This is a genomic window from Ponticaulis profundi (assembly GCF_042659465.1).
GTDB classification, from domain to species: Bacteria; Pseudomonadota; Alphaproteobacteria; order Caulobacterales; family Hyphomonadaceae; genus Ponticaulis; species Ponticaulis profundi.
In genome coordinates this window covers 1-6505 of sequence record NZ_JBHSSW010000011.1, presented here as the reverse complement: position 1 = coordinate 6505, position 6505 = coordinate 1, and the positions used below count along the sequence as shown (strand labels likewise).

Sequence of the window (6505 nt, the reverse complement as noted above, 5' to 3'; positions counted from 1 at the left end):
CCATTTGAGAAAAATGTGCACTTCCCCCGGCAGGGGCGAACGGTATAATTTGGACGCAGGACAAATTGTCTAGTGAGTGCACATTTTTCTCAAATGGGGGCGCGACATGTCGGATGTGGTGACGGACTTCAGCAAGGGCATGCACGTGCGCAGCGGATCGCGCCCGCCCAGGAGCTTCGCCATCCTCCGCGTGGGCAAGATCAAGACCAAGGGGCATCTGGGCGCAGCCCTCGGCCACAACTACCGTGAACGGGAGACCCCGAACGCCGATCAGTTCCGCATGGCCGAGAACCTGGTGCTCAAGGGTCCCGGCACCGCCCAGGGCGTCATGGAAGCCTGGGACGCCCGCGCCCCTGAGAGGATCCGCAAGAACGCCGTCCATGCCCTTGAGTACTTCGTCGGCGGATCGCCCGAGAAGGTCCATGCCATGGGCCGGGACGAGCAGAACAACTATTTCCGCCGCGCCCTGGACTGGCTCAAGGACCGCCACGGTGCCGAGAACGTCCTGTCGGCCGTAGTGCACCGCGACGAGACCACCCCGCACATGCAGGTCTTGGTGATCCCCCTCGACGCCCGCGGCAAGCTGAACGCCCGCGAGCTGGTCGGCGGCAAGGACAAGCTTCGCCAGATGCAGACCGACTTCGCCCACGACGTCGGCCAACCGTTCGGCTTGGAACGGGGTCAGGAACGCAGCCGGGCCACGCATCAGACCATTCAGGAGTACTACGGCAGGGCCTCTACCCCCATAGAGGCCGATTTCAGCCTCCCAGAGCGCCGTAGAGGGGCCGTAATGGGTTTGGGTGGGGAGAGTGACCGGGAATGGCAGGAACGGGCCTCACAGGCCGTCACAGAGCGTCTCGCGCATCTCACGGCCCATCTGACCGAAGCTTCCGGCACCCTGCGCCGCGAGATGGAGGCCACGGAGGCGGTCCTAGACCAGACCCAGACTGAGCTTGCACGGGAACGGGCCGTGTCCGAGGCCGCCAACAAGCTGGTCCTGACAGCGCTCCAGATCCCACAGATCGAGGACGTCACCGAGGACGACAAGCAGGACCTGCTCCGCGACATGGCAAGGTTTCACAACCGCCACGCCTCCCATTTTTCGGACATGCAGGCAAAAGCCACAAAGGCGGCCCTGAACCATACCGGCATTGCAGTCATCGAGCTGAGGGACGGCAGCTATGCCCTGCCCTGGCGCGACTTCGATGCCGTGGGCGGCCAGCGTCTGGCCGGCACCGATCGGCAGGACGCCGATGCCATTCTGAACGGCTTGCGCCAGGCGGAACGGTCCCGCCAGCTGGCAACAGAGGCCATGCAGGAAAGCGAGGCCCGCAAGACGCGGGAACGGGAGCGCGGACAGGACAGCGGGTCGGACTGGGGCTGACTCATTCCCCAGCAAATCCTGACGGTGCCACGGGCGTCACAAATGCGGTCACGTGCCGCCTTTGTGGATAACCCTTTCCCCTTCTTGCCTGATCATCCCCATTCCCGCGTGGCTCTCGCCGATGCGTCCCGCACCCCACGACCGTAAGCCAAAGTCGAAACCTCGCTGACAGGTAAAAACCGGGCCAGTCCGCGCCGGTCGGCGCTTGCTCCCCGGGGGCTGCTTCGCCCGACACGGCCCGTCCCGGTTGTTCCCTGTAGATCATTAGAAGGCGGAAAAAATAAGCGTCTGTAATCATTTAATAAAAAACGGCACCCCCGGCAATAGCTATTGCCGGGGGTGCGGCAGTCTAGACTGCCGGGGGTGCGGCAGTAAGCTTCCAAGGACTTGCATGTCAATTTCCAGTTTTTGGAATTGACATGTCGCCGGTCGAACGTCACCTTACTTCCAATTATTGGAGGTGAACTGCCCAATGTCTAACTTGCAAGCTCTGGAAAAGGCCCCAAAAGGCCAATGGGTGCAAACAGAAAGAAAAGCCCACGAAGCTTGGGCAAAATTAATCAGAAAGAGTCCTCTGGCAGCTCAAATCATGCATGTCCTCACCGCACGTGTGGATACGCACAATGCAGTAGTAATCAGCCAGAAAAACCTCGCTCGGCTAGTAGAAGGATCCGAACGTGGGGTGAGGGATGCCCTCAAACTTCTAACTACTGATAATTGGCTAGAAATCCGTCAGATTGGCGGGCGTGGCACTGTTAATGCTCACATTATAAACGACCGTGTAGCTTGGTCAGGTAAACGTGACGGTATCAGATATAGCCTCTTTTCAGCTGCGGTAATTCTATCTGATGATGAACAGCCTGATGCTGATCACCTAGACAACCAGGAGCCTCTGCGGCGATTGCCGAGTGCGTTTGCTGGAGAACAGCAACTCCCATCCGGTGATGGCCTGCCACCTGTTTCGCAACCGTTCTTTGATGGACTTGAACCTGATTTGCCTACCAAACTGGAAGAAAAGTGATACCGTTCTGCGTTCCAGTAAGAACGGCATTTTTGATGCACCACGCAACTAGGGGCGTTCAATGACGGGTCTAACCCTTTCCCAAGCTGCTAAAGCCCTAGGGAAAAGTAAATCTACCCTGAATAGGGCAATTAAAACAGGGCGTTTAAGTGCAACAAGAAATGAGGATGGTACATTCTCCATCAATCCGGCCGAACTATACAGGGCGTTCCCCGAACCATCTGAGAACGCGCGTCAGGAACGCCCTAGAGAACAGGATAGAACGGTAGTTCCAGATGATTATGGTAGCCGCATCAGCTTGTTGCAGCAGCTTCTTGAAAGAGAACGTGAAGCCGTTGCAGATCTGAAAGAGGAACGGGATAGATGGAGGCAACAAGCTACCAGCCTTCTTGCTAATCAAGAGGCTACACCTTCCACACAGCCGATAGAGAAGCGCCGCCGGTGGTGGCCTTTCTAGGACTGAGAAGGACCGCTATTCTTCGGTATGAGCCTCCTTTCCCCAAAATACCAGACATGGCTACGGGGTAGTGGACACGGAAATGGAGATATGGAGCTTATTAAGGCGAAGAGATAGGTCGTGGCGCTAAATCTATATTTAATTGAAAGATTAAGCAGTGGGAAAAAATAAGTTTTGGCAAAAAAGTTTTAACGCTTCTGACATTGCGTTTATATTAAAAAAGATAAAATCTCAAAGGCACGTATCCGATGATGGGAAAGTATCCTTTTCTGGATCTTGGGGCTTCGAAGGATTATTCTCAATAGTTTCCTCTGCTATACCTGAAAGTGAAATAACGGAAGCCGCAAAGTCCCGGGTTGTGGCGGAAGGGGTGGAAACCCACGAGGCGCTGGAATCGCTGATCGGGTTGGGCTGCGATGAAGCTCAGGGATACTTCTTCTCGCGACCGATCATAGCGGAGCAGATCCACCGGTGGCAGCAGGCGCGAGACGAAACGGTGCGCTCTGCCGCGTGATTGTCGTAGGCGGGTTTACACCATCGTCTGCTCCGCCAACCAGGAAATTACACCGCGAATAGAGCCCGGCTCACGATGATGTGGGGAACCGAACGACCTCGGCAGCCGGGAACGATCGCCGATCCTGAGCGTTCTTCGGCAATAACGCCGGAGAACAATAATGCGCGCACTATGTTGGCATGGAAAAGGTGACGTTCGGGTAGACACCGTTGCCGATCCCGAGATCAAGCATCCTCGCGATGCCATCATCAAGGTCACGGCCTGCGCGATCTGCGGATCGGATCTCCACCTGCTCGATGGCTATCAGCCGACCATGGAGAGCGGAGACATTCTGGGCCATGAGAATATGGGCGAGGTTGTGGCGCTCGGCTCGGAGGTGACGAACCTCAAGATCGGCGACCGCGTGGTGGTGCCGTTCACGATCAGCTGCGGCGAGTGCTGGTTCTGCAAGAAGGGACTGTTTTCGGCCTGCTGCACGACCAACCCCAATGCCGAGGTGGCGATCAAGGCGATGGGCCATTCGCCCGCCGGCCTGTTCGGCTTCAGCCACATGCTGGGCGGCTATTGCGGTGGCCAAGCCGAATATCTGCGCGTGCCGATGGCCGATTTCGGCCCGATCAAGGTGCCCGACAACGTCACCGATGAGCAGGCGCTGTTCCTCTCGGACATCTTCCCGACCGGTTACATGGCCGCCGAGAATGCCAATATCGAGGAAGGCGACACCGTCGCGATCTGGGGCTGCGGTCCGGTCGGCCAGTTCGCGATCCGCTCGGCGCTGATGCTCGGTGCCGGTCGCGTGATCGCGATCGACGAAGTGCCCGAACGCCTCGCCATGGCTGAAGCCGGCGGTGCCGAAACGATCAACTTCGCCGAAGTCGACAATGTCTATGACGAGTTGCAATTTCGCACCAAGGGCCGCGGGCCTGACAGCTGCATCGACGCGGTGGGCGCCGAAGCTGCAGGGCATGGCTCGGTCGATGCGGTTCTCGACAAGGCCAAGGCCACGGTCGGCCTCGCCACCGACCGCATCCATGTGCTGCGCGAAGCGATCATGAGCTGCCGGATGGGCGGCACCGTCTCGATCCCCGGCGTCTATGTCGGGATGGGCGACAAGGTCCCGCTCGGCGCGATGATGAACAAGGGGCTGACGATCAAAACCGGCCAGACCCACGTCCAAGCCTATACCGCGCCGCTGATGGCACGCATTGAAGCTGGCGAAATTGACCCCAGCTTTGTCATTACTCACCCGGCCAGTCTCGAGGACGCTCCCGAGATGTACAAAAAGTTTCGGGATAAGGAAGACGGCGCCATCAAAGTAGTGATGCGCCCGCACGGTTGAAATGACTTAGAGCCCGCGTACCGTCAAGCGGTGCGCGGGCTTCCTTATGAGCCGTGGTTTTGGCGAGTGTCATAACCGGACGGTTGTGACACCAGTCCCCCGCTCTAGCATTTTCAAGGGTTTGCAGGTGTCACAAACCCGTGTCAGAACGTATGGTCCGCCCCGTCTGCAAGCGGCAATTTTTGATGACATGATCAGTCTGCACAAACGTATCCGGCATGTCGGCACAAAGGCCGCCGCCAAGATGGAGATCCGCGCGTCACAATCCTCATAAAGGGGCCGGCCTCGGTGGGCCATTTTGCGCCGGAGGTTTTTGCAACGCCGATCAACTGTCAGGCCATCTTCCTTTCACCACTCGCAGCTCGTTGCGCCCGGCTGTGTTCAAGACGGGCGCGTGTTCCTCAACCGGCCGCCTGCGGCACGGCTTCATAATTTCGCCCGTGCCGCAGAAGCGCCCAGACAGTGCGGGCCATCTTCGCCGCAAGGGCGACAACAGCGATGTTGGGATGGGTGCGCACAAGCAGCGCACGCAGCCAGGCGCCTATTGCTGTATTCGCCTTCGCCAATGTTGGCATGGCAGATCGCGCGCCTTGGATCAGCATCTTGCGCAGGTATCGACTGCCGCGCTTTGTGATCCCGAGCAGCTTTGGTTTGCCGCCTGTTGTCGCCTGCCTCGGCACCAGACCCAGCCAGGCGGCCAGATCGCGTCCTTTCGTGAATGTCGCGGCGTTGCCGACAGCGGCGACCAATGCGGTGGCATTCAGCGCACCGATGCCCGGAATGCTTGTCAGCCGCCGTGCTCGCTCATCGGTCCGAGCCATGGCCGAGAACTCGGCGTCAAAAGCGGCAATGCGGCGGTCAAGCTCGTCCCACCGCGTGCGCATGTCGCCGAGCAGGAAAGCCATGCGGGCACTGAGGCTGCACGTGGCGGTGTCCAGCAGGTCAGCGAGCAGGTGGCGCAACCGGGCATGGCCCTGTGCCACGACATGTCCCCGTTCCAGAAGAAGGCTCCTGATCTGGTTGGTCAGCGACGTGCGCTCGCAGACCAGCCGATCCCGCACCCGATGCAGCGTCTGGACGTCGAGCTGCTCCTCGCTCTTGAGTTCGACAAAGCGCATGGTGGGACGGGTTGCCGCTTCGGCAATTGCCTCAGCGTCGCGATCATCATTCTTCTGCGCCTTGACGTAAGGCCGGACATATTCCGGCGACATCAGCCGGACCTCATGCCCCAGTGCTGCCAGCGACCGTCCCATGTGATGAACGCCGCAACACGCCTCCATGGCCATGATGCAGGCCGGCAGCTTCGACGCGAACGCGATGACGCTGTCACGACGCAATCGCCGTCGAACCACCACTGTCCCCAGGCTGTCGAGACCGACGATGCTGCAGCTGTTCTTGCCCAGGTCGATGCCAACGATCACAATGCTCATGGTCCGCTCCTTCCTCCATTGAACACCGACATCCTACACGGAGATCGGCGGGAGGGGCGGACCATCCATAAAGGGGGGGAAGGGGTGTGTACGTGCGGCAAGAAATGGAACCGTAATTTTTTACACTCGCTACACCCCTCCGATCCCCGGCCCGCAGCGCCCCCGCAAGGCTGGCAAGGGCCGGGGATCGAGCCGCTATAGGCGGCTTCTCTTGCTCTGGGCACGACAGCTGATCCATTTGAGAAAAATGTGCACTTCCCCCGGCAGGGGCGAACGGTATAATTTGGACGCAGGACAAATTGTCTAGTGAGTGCACATTTTTCTCAAATGGGGGCGCGACATGTCGGATGTGGTGACGGA

General features: G+C 59.0%; 6 protein-coding genes. 5 read left to right on the top strand and 1 reads right to left on the bottom strand.

The annotated features are described in order from the left end of the window. Positions 1-106 precede the first annotated feature (106 nt). The 5 genes from mobV (at position 107) to ACFQDM_RS09440 (ending at position 4715) form a co-directional block, all read left to right on the top strand. On the top strand, positions 107-1384 hold the full coding sequence (gene mobV / locus ACFQDM_RS09460) for a MobV family relaxase (RefSeq protein ID WP_377378414.1): 1278 nt from the start codon (positions 107-109) through the stop codon (positions 1382-1384). A 472-nt stretch (positions 1385-1856) separates the two neighbouring features. Then, entirely contained in the window at positions 1857-2405 is a 549-nt protein-coding gene (locus ACFQDM_RS09455; RefSeq protein WP_245008590.1) for a hypothetical protein, read from the top strand. 61 nt (positions 2406-2466) lie between these two features. Then, positions 2467-2862 carry a hypothetical protein gene (locus ACFQDM_RS09450; RefSeq protein ID WP_217847099.1) on the top strand — a complete coding sequence of 132 codons (396 nt, stop codon included), beginning with the start codon at positions 2467-2469 and terminating at the stop codon, positions 2860-2862. A 157-nt stretch (positions 2863-3019) separates the two neighbouring features. Further along, positions 3020-3376 (top strand): EAL domain-containing protein, encoded by a 357-nt coding sequence (locus tag ACFQDM_RS09445; protein ID WP_217847100.1) that lies wholly within the window; start codon positions 3020-3022, stop codon positions 3374-3376. Between the two features lie 160 nt (positions 3377-3536). Then, positions 3537-4715, top strand: coding sequence for a zinc-dependent alcohol dehydrogenase (locus ACFQDM_RS09440; protein WP_217847101.1), 1179 nt, complete (start codon positions 3537-3539; stop codon positions 4713-4715). Between the two features lie 401 nt (positions 4716-5116). Here ACFQDM_RS09440 and ACFQDM_RS09435 read toward each other — a convergent pair whose 3' ends face one another. After that, complete coding sequence (locus tag ACFQDM_RS09435) at positions 5117-6145, bottom strand: IS110 family transposase (RefSeq protein ID WP_377378411.1); 1029 nt, start codon at positions 6143-6145, stop codon at positions 5117-5119. Between the last annotated feature and the right edge of the window lie 360 nt (positions 6146-6505).

Coding starts and splice junctions, on each gene's coding strand:
- mobV (WP_377378414.1), top strand. CDS start 107: ATGTCGGATGTGGTGACGGACTTCAGCAAGGGCATGCACGTGCGCAGC.
- ACFQDM_RS09455 (WP_245008590.1), top strand. CDS start 1,857: ATGTCTAACTTGCAAGCTCTGGAAAAGGCCCCAAAAGGCCAATGGGTG.
- ACFQDM_RS09450 (WP_217847099.1), top strand. CDS start 2,467: ATGACGGGTCTAACCCTTTCCCAAGCTGCTAAAGCCCTAGGGAAAAGT.
- ACFQDM_RS09440 (WP_217847101.1), top strand. CDS start 3,537: ATGCGCGCACTATGTTGGCATGGAAAAGGTGACGTTCGGGTAGACACC.
- ACFQDM_RS09435 (WP_377378411.1), bottom strand. CDS start 6,145: ATGAGCATTGTGATCGTTGGCATCGACCTGGGCAAGAACAGCTGCAGC.